This window comes from Sinorhizobium arboris LMG 14919 (assembly GCF_000427465.1).
Lineage (GTDB): Bacteria > Pseudomonadota > Alphaproteobacteria > Rhizobiales > Rhizobiaceae > Sinorhizobium > Sinorhizobium arboris.
Window position 1 is genome coordinate 1,647,466 of sequence record NZ_ATYB01000014.1, and the last position, 19,300, is coordinate 1,666,765.

Here is a 19,300-nt window from a genome sequence, read left to right on the forward strand (position 1 = left end):
CGGCCGGAACGACCGGTCGGCCCCTTTCCCCCTGAAGGTGTTTTCCAATCAGACGGTGAAGACCTCCCGCCGTAGCTCTTCCCAGCTCTCTTTGTCGGTCGCCAGAAGCAGCCCGCCATTGGTATGCGCAGGCAGATAGCGCGAGCCGTCGAAACGGGCCGCATAGGCGCCCGCCTCCTCGGCGATCAGGGTACCGGCAAGATGATCCCAGGGCATCAGCTTCTGGTACATCAGGAAGTGCAGATGACCGCCCGCGAAGATGCGGTACTCGTGCGCCGCGCAGCGATAGCTCGTGGCCATCCGCACCTTGGCCATATTGCCCATGACGATGCGGCGCTCGGTCTGCTTGTAGAACCCGGCCGATGCGACGCCTACCATGTTTTCGACGTCGACTCCGGCAGTGACCGACAATCTCTCCTGCGTGCCGTCGGCCCGGCACATCCACGCGCCGGAGCCCCGCTCGGCGATAACCCAGTCGTTGCCGAGGGGATCGTAAATGATCCCGGCAACGGTCTCTCCGCCGGCGACGACGCTTGCCATCACACCGAAGAGCGGCAGGCCGGCCGCGAAATTGAACGTGCCGTCGATAGGATCGACGACGATCGCGAGATCGGCGTCGGCCAGCTTGTCGAGAAGCGCCGGATCGGCCGCGACGGATTCCTCGCCGATGAATACGGCACCCGGCGCAATCGCATCGATCTTCGCCTTGATCAGCCTCTCGGCGGCCTCGTCGCCTTCCGTCACCAGATCGATCGCTTCCGATTTCATCCGCACATCGCCGGAGCCAAGATTGCGAAAGCGCGGAAGAATTTCCTTTACCGCCGCCTCTTGCAGCAGATTGGCAAGTGCGGCGATGTCGACGGAATGGCTCATTCTTTAGGCTCCGGAGAGAGGGATTGGAAATCGAAAAGCTTCGGGTCGAGCAGATGGGAGGCGTTCACATGTCCGAGCGCGCGCAGCATCGTGTCCTTGCGGCCCGGCATGCGTCGTTCGATATCCGCAAGCATCGCCTTCAACGCATTGCGCTCGAGCCCGTCCTGCGAGCCGCAGAGGTCGCAGGGGATGATCGGGAACTTCATTGCCGCCGCGAATTTCGCAAGGTCGTCTTCCGCCGCATAGGCAAGCGGCCGCAGGACCATCAGGTCGCCCTCGTCGTTGAGAAGCTTCGCCGGCATCGACGCCAGACGCCCGCCATGGAAAAAGTTCATGAAAAACGTCTCGAGGATGTCTTCTCGATGATGGCCAAGCACCAATGCGTCGCAGCCCTCCTCCCGGGCGATGCGATAAAGATTGCCTCGCCGTAGCCGTGAACAGAGCGAACAATAGGTCGCTCCCGCCGCCACCTTCTCCTTCACGATCGAATAGGTGTCGCGGTATTCGATGCGGTGCCTGACGCCGATAGACCGGAGATAGTCGGGCAATACATGCTTCGGAAAGTTCGGCTGTCCCTGATCCAGATTGCAGGCGACGAGTTCGACGGGAAGGAGGCCCCGCCACTGCAGATCCATCAGCAGCGCCAGCAGGCTGTAACTGTCCTTTCCGCCCGACACGCCGACGAGCCAGCGTCTGGCGCCCTTGAGCATGCCGAACTCGTCGAGCGCCTGGCGTACCTGCCTCAGCAGGCGTTTGCGCAGCTTGTTGAAGGAGACGGAGGACGGCATGCGCGAGAAGAGCGGATGCGCCGCGCCGTCGAAGGCTGCATCGCCTTCGATGAAGCCCTCAGTCTCGGCCGGGGAGGATTGTGCGAGTTCCATGGCAGTCTCGGTTCCGGGGGGCGCTTTTTACGCTGCGTTTCTGAAGCAGCACTTGCCCCGTCAGGCCGGGAAGATCAAGAGAAAACGCGCCTGCGCCCGCGGCCTCGTCTTTGCCCCTCACGGCCCGAACACCGACCAGCCCGTACGGGCAGCCAGCATTTCGAGCGCCAGCGATCCCAGCAGCGAATTGCCGTAGTCGTTGAGCCCCGGCGACCAGACGGCGATGGAAGCCCTGCCCGGCGCAACCGCCATGATGCCGCCGCCGACGCCGCTCTTGCCGGGCAGGCCGACGCGATAGGCGAAATCGCCGGAACCGTCGTAGTGGCCGCAGGTGAGCATCAGGGCATTGATGCGCCGTGCCCGCTGGCGCGACACGACCGAATGGCCGGTCAGCGGGTTGGTGCCGCCCGCTGCGAGAAACAGCCCCGCCTTTGCAAGCTGGCTGCAGGTCATCGCGAGCGCGCAATGATGGAAATAGACGCCGAGCACGTGCTCGACCGGATGATCGAGCCGGCCGAAGGACCGCATAAAGTTCGCAAGTGCGATGTTGCGGTATCCGGTCGCCGTCTCCGAGCGAGCGACTTCGTGATCGATCACGATGGTCTCGTCATCCGCGAGGTAACGAACGAACCGGACGATCTCTCCGATCAGCTCCTTAGGCGTGTGACCGGCGAGAATGAGGTCGCTTATCCTGATCGCGCCGGCATTGATGAACGGATTGCGCGGCTTGCCGCCCTCATGCTCCAGCTGGACGATCGAATTGAAGGCCGAGCCCGTCGGCTCGCGACCCACCCGGTTCCAGATGTTCTCTCCGTGCTTTCCGAGCGCCAGCGTAAGCGTGAACACTTTGGAAATGCTCTGAATGGAGAACGGCACCTCCGCGTCGCCCACGCGATAGATCTCGCCGGCGGTGGTGACGACCGCCATGCCGAAGTGACGGGCATCGACGCGCGCAAGCTGAGGAATATAGTCGGCGACCTTCCCTTCGCCGAGGCGCGGCGTCAGTTCCCGATAGATGTCGTCGATGATCGCCTGAAGGTCTTCTTGCGGTTTCGGCTCGTGCATACGGCACTTCTCACTTCGGCAGCGGTCTCCGGCAGGACGGTCAGTCCTGCATCCGCCTCAAGCTTATGGGATTCGTCGGGCATCCCGATACAAAAAAACCGCCCGTCTCCGGGCGGTTCTGCAACTCGTCGGACAAGGCCCGATTAACGCGAGTAGAATTCGACGACCAGGTGCGGCTCCATGACGACCGGGTACGGCACGTCAGAGAGGGCGGGAACGCGGACGAAGGTCGCAACCATCTTGTTGTGATCAGCTTCGATGTAGTCAGGGACGTCGCGCTCGGCGAGCTGTACGGCTTCGAGAACCGTAACGAGCTGCTTGGACTTTTCCTTGACTTCGATGACGTCGCCGGGCTTGCAGCGGTAGGAACCGATGTTGACGCGAACGCCGTTGACCTTGACGTGGCCGTGGTTGACGAACTGGCGCGCGGCGAAAACGGTCGGGACGAACTTGGCGCGGTACACGATCGCGTCAAGGCGCGATTCGAGCAGGCCAACCAGATTTTCCGGGGTGTCGCCCTTGCGGCGCGATGCTTCTGCGAAGATCGCACGGAACTGCTTTTCGCGGATATCGCCGTAGTAGCCCTTCAGCTTTTGCTTGGCGCGCAGCTGCACGCCGAAGTCGGAAAGCTTGGACTTCCGGCGCTGGCCGTGCTGGCCCGGGCCGTATTCACGACGGTTTACCGGGGACTTCGGACGGCCCCAGATGTTTTCGCCCATGCGGCGGTCGATTTTGTACTTGGACGATTCGCGCTTGCTCATCGCATTTCCTTTCAAAGTGTTACACCGGTTCGTTGCTAAACCGGATCAAGGAAACACGCCCTCCTCTGAACCCATTTTTAGAGTTCTGACAGACCTCTCACGATCACGCTGCCGGAGAAATCACGGGACATGTCAAATGAAACACCGGGCATCGCTGCCCGGCGTTGAGCGGGTCTTTAAGCACTAGGCGCCGAATTGTCAACGGAATATGACGGTCCCGATCGCTATTTCAGCCGCACTTGCGGCTGCGAATTCACTCGGCGGCCGCGCGCGTCGAATTGCCTGTGTCCGGGGCATTGGCGTCGCCCGGCGCCGTCTCTTTTCCGAGATCCGGGAAAGCGACGATGCGCTTGCCGGAGAAATCCGCATGCACCACGACAAGCCCCTGCTCTTCGAAATAGCCGAGCAAACGCCGCGCACGGCGGGCCGAATGCGTTCCGTAGGCACGTGCGATCATCGCGTCCGACGGGCATGGCAGCCCGCGCAGCGCCGCCTGTGCCAGCATCAGAAAAACCGCCTGCAGGTCTTCCGTCACCCGGTCGGCCAGCCCAAGCGCCGAGGCCCAATCCTCGCTTTCCGCCGTCTCGGCATCGATGCCCGATCGGGCGACGGCCATCTTGCGGCGGAATGCGCTCAAGGAGAGCGCGGGTCCGGGGACGCGGCGAATGCGGCAGCGAACGAGGAAATCCTGGTAGAGCTCCGCATCGGGCCGGAACGCGGCTTCCGGATTTGCGACGATTTCGGCAAAGAGGCTGCCGATCAGCGCCTCCCGCTCCTCCGCCGAGATTTCCGGTTGCGCCGGCTTGGCTTCCACGGGCGCTGCGGGCTCGGGCCTTGGCCGCGACAGCTCCGCGAGAATATCGCTCGCAGGGCGCGGCTGCGGTGCTGTCCGGCGTACGGCCGGGCGCGTGAATTCCTCCGGGTCGGGCGTGAAGATCAGGTCTGCGACGTCCTGCGGCGCTTCGGGCAGCGGCACCAGCTTCGGGCTCATCGACCGTGCCGAGGTCTCGACCGAACCGATCGTCACCCTCAACGGGCGGCGGGAAAGCGCGGGACCGAGCGCCACGAAGGAACCGCGCTTCAGGTCGCGAAACATCTCGGCCGTGCGCCGGTCCATGCCCAGCAGATCGGCGGCGCGCAACATGTCGATGTCGAGGAAGGTGCGTCCCATCAGGAAGTTCGAGGCCTCTGCCGCCACGTTCTTGGCGAGCTTGGCGAGGCGCTGCGTGGCGATGACGCCGGCAAGCCCGCGCTTGCGGCCGCGGCACATGAGATTGGTCATTGCGCCAAGCGAAACCTTGCGTATTTCCTCCGAAACGTCGCCGCCGGCGGACGGCGCGAACATCTGTGCCTCGTCGACGACCACCAGAACGGGATACCAATATTCCCGGTCCGCATCGAACATCGCGTTCAGAAACACGCCGGCGCTGCGCATCTGCTGCTCGACGTCCAGCCCTTCGAGGGAAAGCACGCAGGAAACGCGGTGCTGACGGATGCGGGTGGCGATGCCGATGAGCTCCGCATCGGTACGCTCCCCCTCGATCACCACATGACCGAACTTGTCGGCAAGCGTGACGAAATCGCCTTCCGGATCGATGATACACTGCTGCACCCAGGGCGCGGATTGTTCCAGCAGACGGCGGAGCAGATGCGACTTGCCGGAACCGGAATTGCCCTGCACGAGAAGACGCGTCGCCAGAAGCTCTTCGATATCGAGCGAGGCCGAAGTCCCTTCGGACGTCGTTCCCATGTCGATGCCGACTTTCATCCTTACCTCTTCGTGACGGGTTGATTCGCGGCCGCGAACGGGTCGCCAAAACGGGCAACACCTAGCATGGATCGCGCTCGAACGTGCCGCCGATTATGGAAACCCACAGGGAATAGTTGGGTTCGAATGCCGCCTCTCGCACGTCCGCAGCAATGCCGCGCGCCGATCTAGGTGAACGCTTCGCGCCTGCCCGCAGTTGCGGTGGCCGCAACAACTCTCAAGCCGAATCCCTGCATCAAACGGCGTGTCGCGAAATCGGGATCAGCCGATGTGAAGATCGCCGGGTCCTCGCCGTTCAATGGTTCGAACCCGTTCGGCAGCGGCACCAGCGAGCGCGCCCGCCTTGCGATCGCTTCGGCCGGATCCAGCCAGTCGACCGGCCAGGGCGCCAGCCGGCGGAAGACATTGGCCATGAAAGGATAATGCGTGCAGGCCAGCACGACGATATCGGTTCTCTTTCCCTCCACCTCCACGAAGCAAGGCGCGATCTCGGCGAGCACCGCCTCGTCGGCCAATGCGTCCCCGCGAATATAGGCCTCGGCCATGCGCGCCAGGTTTTCCGAGCCGACGAGCCTGACGTGGCATTGCGAGGCGAAGGATTGAATGAGATCGCGGGTGTAGGCGCGTTTCACCGTGCCCGGCGTCGCAAGCACCGAAACAAGGCCCGAACGCGTGCGCTCGGCCGCAGGCTTAATGGCGGGCACCGTACCGACGAAGGTCATCTGCGGATAGGCGGCGCGCAGATCCGCGCCGACAAGCGTGAAGGCCGTATTGCAGGCTATGATGCAGATTTCCGGAGCATGCTCGGCAAGGAGCCGGCCGAAAAGAGCGATCACCCGCTCCTTCAGTGCGGCCTCTTCCCAGCCGCCATAGGGAAAACCGGCATCGTCCGCCACGTAGATGAAATGCCGCTCCGGCATCAGTACGCGCGCCTCGCGCAGTACCGTCAGGCCACCGATCCCGCTGTCGAAGACGAGGATGGGCTTCAGCTCAGTCTTTGTCACCGCCGCTCTGTTCTTTCCTGCTGTGCCCGGGCCTGCTGTGCCCGGGGGGTGCGGCGGAGCCACGCGGATTTTCGCGCGTGAAACGGTCGAGCGATGAAATGACGCCGCGCAGCACCTGGATTTCAGATTCGGTAAAGGATGGTCTGGTCAGAACCGCACGCAGATTTTCGACCAATTTCGGCCTTTTGTCGGCGGAACGGAAATAGTTGCGCGCATCGAGCGCCTCCTCCAGATGCTCGCAGAGCGCGTGCAGCTGCTCCTTTGTCGCCGGCCGCTGATCGCTCGCCTGGAAGAACGTCTCGTCCTCGGACGCCATGCCGGTCTTCAGCCATTCATAGGACATGAGCAGCACGGCCTGGGCGAGGTTGAGCGAGGCGAAGGCCGGATTGACCGGGAAAGTCACGATCTCGTCGGCAAGCGCGACCTCGGCATTGGTCAGCCCCGTCCGCTCGCGGCCGAAAATGATTCCCACCTTCTGACCGCTCTTGAACCGGTGGCGGAGTTCCCGGGCAGCGACGATCGGCGACCGCACGGGTTTGAAGCCGTCGCGGTCGCGTGCCGTGGTGGCATAGACGAAATTGAGATCGGCAAGCGCCTCTTCAAGCGTTTCATAAAGCTTGGCGCCATCGATCACGTGATCGGCGCGGCTGGCGGCGGAGCGTGCCTTTTCGCTCGGCCAGCCGTCGCGCGGGCTGACGAGGCGCAGTTCCGACAGGCCGAAATTCGCCATGGCACGCGCCACCATGCCGATATTCTCCCCGAGCTGGGGAAAGGCGAGGATGATCGCCGGGCCCTCCGTCAAAAGTTCGCGCTCGCTGTTGGTGCCTGCCATTGTCCTGTGCCTTCTGTTCGGCGCTTCCCTCGCATATATGCACGCGGATTTAAAGCCCGCGCTCCTCGCCGGCGGGCTCCGCTCGCGGCGAATGAAGGCGCTCGAGCGAAACGGCGACCATCTCCAGTCCAAGGCGGGCATCGTCGCGCGACACCGGCAGATGACGCTCGACCGGCGCGGCGACGCTCCGGGACCGGTAGAAATAGTCCGCCCCATTCTCGCGCACCTCGCGTGCGAGCTTCAGATTCTCTTCGATCCGGGCGGCGAGATCGGAGGGGTTTTCCGCGGCCTGCGACATCTTTCGGGCGAATATGCGCGCCCAATAGGTACAGCCCATGAACACCGCCAGCGTCTGGCGCACGTGGCCCGGGCGGGTGACGAGCTGCCAGGAGACGCCGAGCGGTTTGGCGGCAGCGGCGAGGTCCCTGTAGACGCGGTCGAGCGCCTGCGATCCGCTGACCAGCCTCAGGCCGGACGCTCCCATTTTTGCCGCCTCCAGCAGTTCGACGAGCATGTCGCACCAGATCCTGATTGCCGCGTCCAATGTCGTGCGGGTTCTCGTCGGAAATACGACGAACGCCACCGCAGCACCGGCAACGGAGCCGACAAGCGTTTCCTCGAGGCGCAGCTCCAGAAGCTGCGGTGTCAGGACGCCCAGAAGACTGTACGCGAGAGAGAGGACGACCGAGACGAAGAAAGTCATGGTCGCGTAGGATACCGGGAGGAAATAGAAGGCCAGAAAGATGCAGACCGCACCCAATGGCAGGACGATGTAGATCGACCCGCCGATTGCGCTTGCCGCCGCAAGTCCGACGACGATACCCGCCAGCGTGCCGGCGGACCGCTGCAAGGCCTTCACTGCGGTGTCGCCGCGCGAGCGTGTATTGGTGAAGACGAGAAAGGCTGCGAGAACCGCCCAGAACCAACGCTCGCGTGAAAGCATCAGGCCGAATACCATTGCGATTCCGGAGGCGAGCGTGATCTGGATCGCGCTTCGTAATGCAGGATCGGCGATGGAAAAGCGAGCCGTTGCTGCCGATGACTCTGGAAATGACGCCGGAGGCGGTTCATCCAGGTCGGACTCTTTTAGAGCGGCCAGGCTCGAACGCAGCCGGCCCCGCACGTTGTGGAGCCAATGCAAAGCCTTGGCTGCTTCGACCTGTTTCACGTTCGCTCCGTCCAGGGACCGCATTCCCTCGCCCACTTTCTCGGCGTCGTGCGCGAGCACCGCCTCGACAAGGGCCGCGGGCGGCATCGCTTGAAGGCTGAGCACGATCACGCTCTCGGCCGCGAGGTGAAGGTCGAAAAGCCCGATAGCGATGTCCGCAGAGACGACGCCAGGCTCCGGGGCCGGGCGACGGTTGTCCGTCGGAATGAAGCTCTCCGCCATGAGCACGGCTTCCTTCAGCCGCTCCTCCAGCGCGTGCAGCCTGCGGCGATCGACGGTCTGCTGAACGGGTCTGCGGGCAGCGGCCGCGATCTCGTGGAGGATCTGATCCACCCTCTGCTGAACGCTTGCGATCGCCCGCAAGAGATCGCGGTAGCGGTCGTCCCGGAGAAAGACGGTTCGCACCAGATGCGCGATAGCCGCTGAAATCCCGGCGCCCAGAACGAGCGCCGGCAACTGGTCCAGCGAAGGTCGCAGATAGGCTCCGGTGAAGTAGGACATGAAGGCGAACATGCCGACGGCGAACCAGCGCTGGCCGAAGGCCCGGCCATAGACTGCCACGAAGATGATCGCGAGGAAAACCACGTCGGAAACGTGTCGGTGGTTTTCCAGCGCCGAGGCGAGCGTGACCATCGCGACGCCGGTGACGACCGCCAGAATACGCGTGACCAGTTGTTCCGATGCCGTCCGGTCGCGAACCGCCAGACCGCTCTCGATCGAAAGCGTTATCGCGAGCCCGTAGGCGGCCGGCGGCAGCGGTGCGGCGATGAAATGGAAGGCGATCAGCAGAGCGACCGAGATCACCACGGTCGCCGTTATGCGGGACGCCTGCCGCAGCCGGGAAAAGGCCGGATCGTTGGCAAGGAGCCAGTCCCGCAAGCGAAGCCTCAACGTCATGGCGCCTCCGCCTGTCCGCACGCCCGCAGCGTGCAGCGTTTCCGGGATGACGACGCGCACAACACAGTTGAAGCATGCCGCCGCCCGATCTCTGAATAGCCTTTCCCGCGGCCTTTTCAAAGCTGAGAGGTGAGCGTCTGCCGCTGCTGACGGGCGTCCACAGCGGCCCGATTCGGAGGGCCCCTGCTTGGTCCAAAGTTTCGGCCGTGCATGCTTTGCCTTGCTGGCTCACAGTGCTATAGGGCTGTGGAATTCTCCCACCGGAGGGACATCGCGCCGGTGTCCCGCAAAGCATGAGGCACGTAAATGGCAAAGATCAAGGTCGCCAATCCGGTCGTCGAGCTCGACGGCGACGAGATGACCCGCATCATCTGGCAGTTCATCAAGGACAAGCTGATCCATCCCTATCTCGACCTCGATCTCGAATATTATGACCTCGGCGTCGAAAACCGCGACGCGACCGACGACCAGGTGACGATCGACGCCGCGAACGCCATCAAGAAGCACGGCGTCGGCGTCAAATGCGCCACGATCACGCCGGACGAAGGCCGCGTCGAGGAGTTCAAGCTGAAGAAGATGTGGAAGTCGCCGAACGGCACGATCCGCAACATCCTCGGCGGCGTCATTTTCCGCGAGCCGATCATCTGCAAGAACGTGCCGCGGCTCGTCCCCGGCTGGACCAAGCCGATCATCGTCGGCCGCCACGCCTTCGGCGACCAGTACCGCGCGACCGATTTCAAGTTCCCCGGCAAGGGCAAGCTTTCGATCAAGTTCGTCGGCGAAGACGGCCAGACCATCGAGCACGACGTTTACGATGCGCCCGGCGCCGGCGTGGCACTCGCCATGTACAACCTGGATGAATCGATCACCGAATTCGCGCGCGCCTCGTTCAACTACGGTCTGCAGCGCAAGGTTCCGGTCTATCTCTCGACCAAGAACACGATCCTGAAAGCCTACGACGGCCGTTTCAAGGACATTTTCCAGAAGGTCTTCGAAGAAGAGTTCGCCGATCAGTTCAAGGCCGAGAAGCTCTGGTACGAACACCGTCTGATCGACGACATGGTCGCCTCGGCGCTGAAGTGGTCCGGCGGCTATGTCTGGGCCTGCAAGAACTATGACGGCGACGTACAGTCTGACATCGTAGCGCAGGGCTTCGGCTCGCTCGGCCTGATGACGTCGGTGCTGATGACGCCGGACGGCAAGACAGTGGAAGCGGAAGCGGCTCACGGCACGGTCACGCGCCACTACCGTCAGCATCAGAAGGGCGAGGAAACCTCGACCAACTCGATCGCATCGATCTTCGCCTGGACCCGTGGCCTCGCGCATCGCGCCAAGCTCGACGGCAACGCCGAACTCGCGAAGTTCTCGGAAACCTTGGAGCGCGTCTGCGTCGACACGGTCGAATCGGGCTTTATGACCAAGGACCTGGCGCTCCTGATCGGTCCCGACCAGCCCTGGCTGTCGACCACCGGTTTCCTCGACAAGATCGACGAGAACCTCAGGAAGGCCATGGCGGCGTAATCAGCTGTCTCATCGCCAGAATTCGAAACCCGGCCTCGCGCCGGGTTTCTTTTTGCCCGCTCGAAGCGCGAAGGTGCGTCGTCCGCTTCGGTCCGTCCGCTTGTGCCGCACCACGACTCAGATAGGCTGAGCATGCCTGCCGCGCACCGTCCAGCCCAGGCGGCGGATCCGGAAAGTCTCGCCCATGCCCGATTCCCTCGTGCCGAAAACAGTCAGCGTTCTCGCAGAAGGATATGGACCCGCCCGCTTGAAAGCGGACGCGCTCGCAGGTCTGACTGTCGCAATCGTCGCTCTGCCGCTCTCTATGGCGATCGCAATCGCATCCGGCGTAACGCCCGATCGCGGGCTTTATACCGCGATCGTCGGCGGTTTCCTCGTTTCGCTCCTCGGCGGCAGCCGTGTCCAGATCGGCGGTCCCGCCGGTGCCTTCATCGTGCTCGTCGCCGCCACGGTTGCGCGGCACGGCGTCGACGGCCTGCTGCTGGCGACTTTCATGTCCGGGTTCATGCTGATCGCCGCCGGCTATCTCAGGCTAGGGCGATACATCAAGTTCATCCCCTACCCTGTCACGGTCGGCTTCACTGCGGGGATCGCAGTGATCATCTTTGCGAGCCAGCTGCGCGACCTCTTCGGCCTGACGCTTGCGACCGCGGAGCCCGGCCCAATCGTCGACAAGATCGCAGCGCTCGCGCAAGCCGCTGGAACGGCCAATTGGGCGGCGATATTGACTGCATCCCTTACCGTCGGCGTCATCCTCGCGCTGCGACACATGCGGCCGCATTGGCCGGGCATGCTGATCGCAGTCGCGGCCGCGTCCGCACTGGTCGCCCTGCTGCAATTGCCGACAGAAACCATCGGCAGCCGGTTCGGCGGCATTCCGCGCGGCCTGCCACTTCCCGCCCTGCCGCCGCTCTCGCTCGAAAAAGCCGCTGCCGTCTTTCCGGATGCCGTCTCTTTCGCCCTCCTCGGCGCGATCGAATCGCTACTCTCCGCCGTCGTCGCCGACGGCATGACAGGGCGCCGGCATCGATCGAGCATGGAACTGATCGCACAGGGAGCCGCGAATATCTGCTCGGCGCTCTTCGGCGGCATCTGCGTCACCGGGACCATTGCCCGCACCGCTACGAATGTACGCGCCGGTGCGACGAGCCCTGTCTCCGGCATGCTGCATTCCGTCTTTCTTCTGCTGTTCATGCTGCTCACCGGCCCGCTGGCGAGCTACATACCGTTGGCCTCGCTCGCCGGCGTGCTTGCAATCGTCGCCTGGAACATGATCGAGAAACCAGCCTTCATGGCGCTTCTGCGGTCCTCCTACGGCGATGCGGTCGTTCTGCTCGCCACCTTCCTCATCGTCGTCTTTCGCGAGCTTACGGAAGGCATCGTCGTGGGCTTCGCGCTCGGCGCCGTGCTCTTCATCGATCGCATGGCAAAGAGCATCTCCGTGGATGAGGCGCAGCCGCTCTCCGGCCTGAAACAGGAGAACGGCGAGGAACGCCCCGTGGTCGCCGACGATCCCGATACCGTCGTCTATCGCGTTTCGGGGATTTTCTTCTTCGGCTCGGCCGCGACCGTGGGCACCGTTCTCGATCGCATCGCCGACCAGCGCCGCAATTTCATTCTCGATTGCTCCGACGTTGCCTTCATGGATTCCACCGCTGCCAATGTCATCGAGGGCACCTTGCGCAAAGCGGAACGAACCGGCGTACGCTTCATCATCACGGGCGCGAGATCGCAGGTGCGCCGCACTCTCTACCAGCACCACGTCCGGCCGCCGCGCGTGCTGATGCGCGCCTCTGTCACCGCAGCGCTAGACACCATCCGAAACGAACGAGCGTCATGAAAAAGGGCGCCGCAGCGCCCTTTGCGGATATCAATAGGGAAGCATTTCAGCCTGCGAGCGCGACCGCAACGGCCTCGATCGCTTCCGCTGCACGTCCGCCGTCCGGACCGCCGGCTTGTGCCATGTCGGGCCGCCCGCCACCGCCCTTGCCGCCGAGCGCGGCGGAAGCGACGCGCACCAGATCCACGGCGCTGACTTTCGAGGTGAGGTCGTCGGTAACCGCCACAACGGCACTTGCCTTGCCGTCGCCGCTGACGCCGACAAAGGCAACGACTCCCGAACCGAGCGTCTTCTTGCCGTCGTCCGCTAGGCTTTTCAGATCCTTCGGCTCGACGCCGGACACGACCCTGCCGAGGAAACGGACGCCGCCGATCTCCCGGGCAGCATCCCCGGAACCGTTCTGGCCGTCACCCGCGAGCGCGAGCTTCTTCTTCGCTTCGGTAAGTTCCCGCTCCAGCTTGCGCCGCTCGTCCAGGAGAGCCTCGACCCGACCGAGAACCTCCGCAGGCTGGACCTTGAGTGCCGCGGCGAGTGTCTTCACCCGCTCGTCCTGCTCGCCGAGATAGGCGCGCGCCGCTTCACCGGTCAACGCTTCCACCCGGCGGACGCCGGCTCCGACCGCACTCTCGGAAACGACGCGGATAAGGCCGATATCCCCCGTGGCGGACACATGCGTGCCGCCGCAAAGCTCGACCGAATAAGGCCTGCCGGCTTTGGAGCCGCGAATGCCCTGCCCCATGGACACGACCCGCACCTCGTCGCCGTACTTCTCCCCGAAGAGCGCCATGGCGCCCTCGGCGATCGCATCGTCGACGCTCATCAGCCGTGTGACGACCGGCGTGTTCTGGACGATGATTTCGTTCGCCATCTCCTCGACGACCTTCAACTCCTCCGCCGTCATGGGCTTCGGATGAGAGACGTCGAAGCGCAGGCGCTCAGGCGCGACCAGCGAGCCCTTCTGCGCAACATGCGTACCAAGCACCTCGCGCAGCGCCTCGTGCAGCAAGTGCGTCGCGGAATGGTTTGCGCGCAGACGCGTACGGCGCACATGGTCGACCGCCAGGGCGGCCGCTTCGCCGGTCTTCACGCTGCCCTCCTCCACGGTGCAATAGTGGACGAAGAGCCCTTCCCCACGCTTCTGCGTGTCGGTCACTGCAAGCTTGCCGGTCTCGGTGGTGATGACGCCGGTGTCGCCCACCTGGCCGCCGGATTCGCCGTAGAAAGGCGTCTGGTTCAAAACCAACTGGACAGTCTCGCCCTTGGCGGCCGACTCGACGACGGTGCCGTCCCGGACGATCGCCTGAATGACCCCTTCGGCCGACTCGGTGTCGTAGCCGAGAAAGTCGGTCGCACCGTGCTTGTCTCTGAGTTCGAACCAGATGGTCTCGGTCGCGGCTTCGCCGGAGCCGGTCCAGTTGGCGCGGGCCTCGGCCTTCTGCCGTTGCATGGCGGCCGCAAATGCGTCCGTATCGACCCCGATGCCCTTGGCACGCAGTGCATCCTGCGTGAGGTCGAGCGGGAAACCGTAGGTGTCGTAGAGCTTGAAGGCCGTTTCACCGTTGAACTGATCGCCTTCCGAAAGATCGGCCGAGGCTTCCGCCAGAAGGTTGAGGCCGCGCTCCAGGGTCTTGCGGAAGCGGGTTTCCTCCAGCTTCAGCGTTTCCGAGATCAGCGCTTCGGCGCGGACCAGTTCCGGATAGGCGCGCCCCATCTGACCCACAAGTGCCGGCAGGAGCCTCCACATCAGCGGATCCCGCGCGCCAAGCAGCTGTGCATGGCGCATAGCGCGACGCATGATTCGGCGCAGCACGTAACCGCGGCCTTCGTTCGACGGCAGAACCCCGTCGGCAATCAGGAAGGCCGACGAACGCAGATGGTCTGCGATCACGCGATGGCTCGCGCGGCGGTCGCCTTCGGCCTTGACGCCGGTCGCCTCCTCGGAAGCAGCGATCAATGCGCGGAAAAGATCGATGTCATAGTTGTCGTGCTGGCCCTGGAGCACGGCGGCAACGCGCTCCAGCCCCATGCCCGTGTCGATCGAGGGCCGCGGAAGGTCGACGCGCTCTTCCTTCGTGACCTGCTCGTACTGCATGAAGACGAGGTTCCAGATCTCGATGAAGCGATCGCCGTCTTCCTCGGCCGAGCCGGGAGGTCCGCCCCATATCTGTTCGCCGTGATCGTAGAATATCTCCGAGCACGGGCCGCATGGGCCGGTATCACCCATAGCCCAGAAGTTGTCGCTCGTCGGGATGCGGATGATACGGTCGTCGCTCAGGCCGGCGATCTTCTTCCAGAGGCCGAAAGCCTCGTCGTCCGTGTGATAGACGGTGACGAGCAGCCGCTTCGGATCGAGCCCGTATTCCTTGGTGATCAGGTTCCAGGCAAGCTCGATCGCGCGCTCCTTGAAATAGTCGCCGAAGGAGAAATTGCCGAGCATTTCGAAGAAGGTGTGGTGCCGGGCGGTATAGCCGACATTGTCGAGGTCGTTGTGCTTGCCGCCGGCGCGCACGCATTTCTGCGCCGTGGCCGCGGTCGAGTAAGGACGCTGCTCGAGGCCGGTGAACACGTTCTTGAACTGCACCATGCCGGCATTGGTGAACATCAATGTCGGGTCATTGCGCGGCACGAGGGGGCTGGACGGCACGATCTCGTGACCGTTCTTGCGGAAATAGTCGAGAAACATCGACCGGATTTCATTCACGCCGCTCATCTTGCGTCCTATCTGTGTACTGCACCGGCGGCAACCGGACGTATTCGGGCCGCCAGCCGCACTCTTCAACCCCGCGCAAAAGCGCGTCGCGTTCAATCGAATTCATGCGGCGCGCTTATTGCTCTTGTTTTCGTACATGTCGTCGTCCCAAAAGCGCTGCGCGCTTTCAGGCGGCATGCATCGTCGTAGCCGCACTCTCCGCCGGCGGAGCCGTCGGAACCACAGGCTTTTATCGTCCGCATATCATGCTGTCCAGACGGCAGCAAAAAACCGGCCGCACGCGACGAGGGCCGGTTTTGCATGCTTCAAGGAGACGGTCGCCGCCCCTTACATATCGGCGGCTTCGTCGCCTTCGCTTTCCGGCCCGCCATTCTCCAGGAACCGATCCGCGATGAGACCGGCATTCTGCCGCAAGGCCGTTTCGATTTCGCGCAGCAGATCGGGATTTTCCCGCAGGAAGAGCTTGGCGTTCTCCCGCCCCTGGCCGAGGCGTTGGCTGTTATAGGAAAACCATGCACCGGATTTCTCGACGATGCCCGCCTTGACTCCGAGGTCGATCAACTCGCCCGTCTTCGAAACGCCTTCGCCATACATGATGTCGAACTCGACCTGCTTGAAGGGCGGCGCCATCTTGTTCTTGACGACCTTGACCCGCGTCTGGTTGCCGACGACCTCCTCACGCTCCTTGACCGAGCCGATGCGCCGGATATCGAGACGAACGGAAGCGTAAAACTTGAGCGCATTACCGCCCGTCGTCGTTTCCGGCGAGCCGAACATCACCCCGATCTTCATGCGGATCTGGTTGATGAAGATCACCATGCAATTGGACTTGGAGATCGAGGCCGTCAGCTTGCGCAGCGCCTGGCTCATGAGCCGCGCCTGCATGCCCGGCAGGCTGTCGCCCATCTCGCCCTCGATTTCGGCGCGCGGCACGAGTGCGGCCACCGAATCGACGACAAGCACGTCGATTGCGCCGGAGCGGACCAGCGTATCGGTGATTTCCAGCGCCTGTTCCCCCGTATCGGGCTGCGAAATCAGGAGATTTTCGAGGTCGACGCCGAGCTTGCGCGCATAGATCGGGTCGAGTGCATGCTCGGCATCCACAAATCCGCAGATGCCGCCCTTCTTCTGGGCCTCGGCAATGGTCTGCAGCGCCAGCGTGGTCTTGCCCGAGCTTTCCGGACCATAGATCTCGATGATGCGGCCCTTCGGCAGACCGCCTATTCCGAGCGCGATATCGAGACCGAGCGAACCGGTGGAGACGGTTTCGATCTCAACCACGCTGTCCTTCGCTCCGAGCTTCATGATCGATCCCTTGCCGAACGAACGTTCGATCTGGGAAAGAGCCGCTTCAAGTGCCTTGCTTTTGTCCACCGATTTGTCCTCTACGAGCCGCAAAGAATTTTGTGCCATTGGTCCACCTTTAGGTTATTGGAGCTATCGAGGCAATGAAGCCGCCGCAAGCGTTTTTGTACATGTTTTGTTCCAATTTGGCAATGGCACCTCAAAGAGTTGAAAATGCTCACTTTATTTCGTTGCGTTCAACTCTTGTTCACGCCGCGCGACCACTGTATCCACAGGCGGCGCGTCAACTCGCCCGGGCATTTTCCCAAAGTCCCGATTCGCGTCGTGAATCGCAGTGGATCAAATCCGGACAAAGCCATAGAACATAGTCCGGAACGATAGATCGGGATGCCGGCGGAAGCGAGGCTTCGCCTCCTTTTTCCGCCTTTTGTCGAGGATCAGATGCAGAAACTGGTGAAGCCGCGGAATATCGCCGTTTTCGGCGGCGCGCATATCGACCGACGCGGCCGGATCAGCGGCGCGACGGCACCGGGCGCGAGCAATCCGGGCACGTGGTTCGAGGAGGCCGGCGGCGGCGGCTTCAATGCCGCACGAAATCTCTCGCGTCTCGGCCATCGAGTGACGATGATCAGCCCGCGCGGCGGCGATGCCGCCGGCGACACGGTGGCGGCAGCGGCGGAAGCTGCGGGTGTGATCGACCGTCCTTTCATCTTTCTCGACCGCAAGACGCCGAGCTATACGGCAATCCTCGAAAACGACGGCAATCTGGTCATCGCGCTCGCGGACATGGATCTCTACGCTTTGTTTACACCGCGCCGGCTGCAGCAGCGTGCCACGCGTGAGATTTTGGCTGCGAGCGAGCTCGTGCTGATGGACGCCAATCTGCCGGGGGAGACCTTGACGGCCCTCGTCGGATGCACCGCGGGGTACAGCCAGCTACGTGCCGGTATCGCCGTTTCGCCGGCAAAGGTGGTCCGCTACCGGGAATGCCTGGAGCAGCTCGATTTCCTGTTCCTGAACGAGACGGAAGCACGTGCGCTTACCGAAACCGAAGCCTCGACCGCCGAAGAATGGCCGTCGCTGCTGCGCTCCGTCGGCCTCTCCGGAGGCGTCGTGACGCGCGGAGGCCGCGCCGCGGTAGCCTTCGATCGCGAGAGTGCCTGCCTCGGGACCCCACCGGCTCTTCCAGCGCTCGCCGACGTCACCGGCGCCGGCGACGCGCTGGCCTCGGGCTTTCTCACCGCCCGGCTTGCAGGCAGCGATCTTTCCGCTTCCTTGCGTTGCGGCATAGCGGCCGCCGTCATAACGCTGCACTCGCCCTTCGCGGCTTCCGACGGGATGTCGCAGGACATGCTGGAGCAGGTTCTGCACCTTGTGCCGGGAACGGAAATGCTGTCATGAGATTTGGCGGCTGAATTGGGGAGCCGGTAGCGCGGAAATGGGGGCAGTTCTTCCCCATCCCGCTGTTCCAGGCTCCGGAATCGACCAGACCTCCCGAGCGATTCTCCTCGAGGAGGTCGTGACTCAAGGAAAAGACCATGACCAACCTCTCCTCCCCGTCCCTGCCGATGGCATATTCGGATGAAGTCGCGGCCGCCAAGCAACGCGGTGCGCCCATCGTTGCACTGGAATCGACGATCATCACGCATGGCATGCCCTATCCCGGCAACCTCGACATGGCCCGCAGCGTCGAGACGATCATTCGGGAACAGGGCGCGGTGCCCGCGACCATCGCCGTGATCCACGGGGTCCTGCATATCGGCCTGGACGGCGCAAAGCTGGAGGCGCTGTCGAAGACTCAGGGCGCGATGAAGCTTTCGCGCGCCGATCTCGCCTTTGCCATCGCCGAACGCCGCACCGGCGCCACGACGGTTGCCGCAACGATGATCGCTGCCGCCCGCGCCGACATCAGGGTTTTCGCGACCGGAGGCATCGGCGGCGTTCACCGCGGAGCGGAACAGAGCTTCGACATATCGGCCGATCTCGACGAACTCGCACGGACCGGCGTGATCGTCGTCTGTGCCGGCGCCAAGGCCATTCTGGACATTCCCAAAACTCTCGAAGTGCTCGAAAGCCGCGGCGTCCCGGTCGTAACCTATGACAGCGAGAACTTCCCGGCCTTCTGGTCACGCGATTCCGGCCTCAAGAGCCCGCTGATGCTGAACAGCCCGGCAGCGATCGCCAGTTTCCAGCAGACGCGCGAGCTGCTCGGAATCGACGGGGGGATGCTTATCGCCAATCCGGTTCCCGAAGAAAGCGAGATCCCCCGCGAGGAGATGGAAATCTACATCACCCGCGCGCTGGACAACGCGGCCAGCGAAGGGATTTCCGGCAAGGCGGTCACGCCGTATCTGCTCGACAACCTCTTCCGTTTGACGGATGGGCGCAGTCTCGAAACCAACATCGCCCTGGTCGAAAACAATGCGCGCCTTGCTGCCGAGATCGCCGTCGCTCTCGCCGCGAGGTGACGGCGGCAGCGCCACGCAATAGAGCGAAGCGAAAGGGTCATATCGCCCCGGTTTTTCTCCTCATCCGCCCGCCGGCACCTTCTTGCCGCAGGCGGGACGAAGGGTACGCGCAGCGCCGCCGCTTCTCCCTTCTCCCCATCGAAAATCGGGAGAAGGGACCGGCAGGCGGTTGAGGGCATGCGCGCCGCACAGATGTAGAATCGATAT

At 63.3% G+C, this 19,300-nt stretch carries 14 protein-coding genes; 4 read left to right on the top strand and 10 right to left on the bottom strand.

Annotated features, from left to right (window positions below; genetic code table 11):
• Positions 1 to 48: 48 nt before the first annotated feature.
• From SINAR_RS0119275 to SINAR_RS0119310, 8 genes are all read right to left on the bottom strand, one after another.
• Positions 49 to 873: an inositol monophosphatase family protein gene (locus tag SINAR_RS0119275; RefSeq protein ID WP_028000579.1), complete on the bottom strand. Its 825-nt coding sequence runs from the start codon at positions 871 to 873 to the stop codon at positions 49 to 51.
• Positions 870 to 1,754 (bottom strand): tRNA 2-thiocytidine(32) synthetase TtcA, encoded by an 885-nt coding sequence (gene ttcA / locus SINAR_RS0119280; protein ID WP_028000580.1) that lies wholly within the window; start codon positions 1,752 to 1,754, stop codon positions 870 to 872. The genes SINAR_RS0119275 and ttcA overlap by 4 nt, the downstream gene beginning before the upstream one ends.
• 117 nt (positions 1,755 to 1,871) lie before the next feature.
• Entirely contained in the window at positions 1,872 to 2,819 is a 948-nt protein-coding gene (locus tag SINAR_RS0119285) for a glutaminase (protein WP_028000581.1), read from the bottom strand.
• Between the two features lie 143 nt (positions 2,820 to 2,962).
• Positions 2,963 to 3,580 (bottom strand): 30S ribosomal protein S4, encoded by a 618-nt coding sequence (gene rpsD / locus SINAR_RS0119290; RefSeq protein WP_003533017.1) that lies wholly within the window; start codon positions 3,578 to 3,580, stop codon positions 2,963 to 2,965.
• A gap of 253 nt (positions 3,581 to 3,833) precedes the next feature.
• On the bottom strand, positions 3,834 to 5,348 hold the full coding sequence (locus SINAR_RS0119295) for an ATP-binding protein (RefSeq protein ID WP_028000582.1): 1,515 nt from the start codon (positions 5,346 to 5,348) through the stop codon (positions 3,834 to 3,836).
• A 167-nt stretch (positions 5,349 to 5,515) separates the two neighbouring features.
• Positions 5,516 to 6,352: a glutamate racemase gene (gene murI / locus SINAR_RS0119300; protein ID WP_028000583.1), complete on the bottom strand. Its 837-nt coding sequence runs from the start codon at positions 6,350 to 6,352 to the stop codon at positions 5,516 to 5,518.
• Positions 6,339 to 7,184, bottom strand: a complete 846-nt coding sequence (locus tag SINAR_RS0119305; protein WP_028000584.1) for an RNA methyltransferase — start codon at positions 7,182 to 7,184, stop codon at positions 6,339 to 6,341. Before SINAR_RS0119305 ends, murI begins: the two co-directional genes overlap by 14 nt.
• A gap of 49 nt (positions 7,185 to 7,233) precedes the next feature.
• Complete coding sequence (locus SINAR_RS0119310; RefSeq protein WP_028000585.1) at positions 7,234 to 9,249, bottom strand: FUSC family protein; 2,016 nt, start codon at positions 9,247 to 9,249, stop codon at positions 7,234 to 7,236.
• Positions 9,250 to 9,555: 306 nt separating this feature from the next.
• On the opposite strand from SINAR_RS0119310, the gene SINAR_RS0119315 reads away from it, so the two are divergent.
• Together SINAR_RS0119315 and SINAR_RS0119320 are read left to right on the top strand one after the other, a co-directional pair.
• The gene (locus SINAR_RS0119315) at positions 9,556 to 10,770 is read left to right on the top strand and encodes an NADP-dependent isocitrate dehydrogenase (protein ID WP_017271485.1); all 1,215 of its coding nucleotides are present in this window, start codon (positions 9,556 to 9,558) and stop codon (positions 10,768 to 10,770) included.
• Between the two features lie 184 nt (positions 10,771 to 10,954).
• Entirely contained in the window at positions 10,955 to 12,610 is a 1,656-nt protein-coding gene (locus SINAR_RS0119320) for a SulP family inorganic anion transporter (protein WP_028000586.1), read from the top strand.
• Positions 12,611 to 12,656: 46 nt separating this feature from the next.
• On the opposite strand, the gene alaS is transcribed toward SINAR_RS0119320, so the two are convergent.
• Together alaS and recA are read right to left on the bottom strand one after the other, a co-directional pair.
• A complete protein-coding gene (gene alaS / locus SINAR_RS0119325) occupies positions 12,657 to 15,320 on the bottom strand; it encodes an alanine--tRNA ligase (RefSeq protein ID WP_028000587.1) in 2,664 nt (887 codons plus the stop codon).
• Between the two features lie 327 nt (positions 15,321 to 15,647).
• On the bottom strand, positions 15,648 to 16,733 hold the full coding sequence (recA, locus tag SINAR_RS0119330) for a recombinase RecA (protein ID WP_028000588.1): 1,086 nt from the start codon (positions 16,731 to 16,733) through the stop codon (positions 15,648 to 15,650).
• A 333-nt stretch (positions 16,734 to 17,066) separates the two neighbouring features.
• Here recA and SINAR_RS0119335 point away from each other — a divergent pair, with 333 nt between their 5' ends.
• Together SINAR_RS0119335 and SINAR_RS0119340 are read left to right on the top strand one after the other, a co-directional pair.
• On the top strand, positions 17,067 to 18,026 hold the full coding sequence (locus tag SINAR_RS0119335; RefSeq protein ID WP_028000589.1) for a carbohydrate kinase family protein: 960 nt from the start codon (positions 17,067 to 17,069) through the stop codon (positions 18,024 to 18,026).
• 137 nt (positions 18,027 to 18,163) lie between these two features.
• Complete coding sequence (locus SINAR_RS0119340; RefSeq protein ID WP_028000590.1) at positions 18,164 to 19,093, top strand: pseudouridine-5'-phosphate glycosidase; 930 nt, start codon at positions 18,164 to 18,166, stop codon at positions 19,091 to 19,093.
• Positions 19,094 to 19,300: the final 207 nt, after the last annotated feature.